This is a genomic window from Gilliamella sp. Fer1-1, from assembly GCF_001690825.1.
Classification (GTDB): Bacteria; Pseudomonadota; Gammaproteobacteria; order Enterobacterales; family Orbaceae; genus Gilliamella; species Gilliamella apicola_C.
In genome coordinates, this window is the sequence record NZ_LZGX01000013.1 from 1 (window position 1) to 514 (window position 514).

At 40.5% G+C, this 514-nt stretch carries 1 protein-coding gene; it reads right to left on the reverse strand.

Going from position 1 to position 514, the window contains the following annotated elements; translation table 11 throughout:
• On the reverse strand, positions 1-514 hold a 514-nt coding region (locus tag A9G28_RS13470), incomplete at both ends, for a hypothetical protein (RefSeq protein ID WP_176702101.1).

A 514-nucleotide genomic window follows, 5' to 3' on the forward strand; every position in this document is an offset into this window, starting at 1 on the left:
AGGTGGGAGACTTCATTAGCGTCTATCCAGTAATGCTTATCCTCAACAATAAAACGAATTGTAAAGCAACCTTTATTATCATCGGTCGGCTCAGAGTAGACACCCGGTAGCGTTATCTGTGGCGCGCCACTACTCACTAGCTCAACTTCAGTGGGGATGTCATTTAAGGTTAGTTCAGGATAAAGAAAGCGGTTAATATCAATCAACCGCGCTTTATCTGTTTGCGTTAAACGGTACCATTGTTTTTGCGGTATGGTGTTTTGCGTTTTACCGTTAATCCCATTAATCCCACCGCCTAACGGCGTATTGAATGAAGACTGTCGTGAAGCGTCAAAATATATCAATGGTATACTAAAGGTATATTCCGGTTTGATTTTAACATAGCAATAGTTACTGCTATCTACAAAATGAATCCCTATGCCACTGTTTAAATAGCTATCTGCTGAGGGCTGAATTAATCTGGCCTCTTTTTCAACTAATATGATTGTCTTTTCACTTTCTGGAAGCTTGTCCG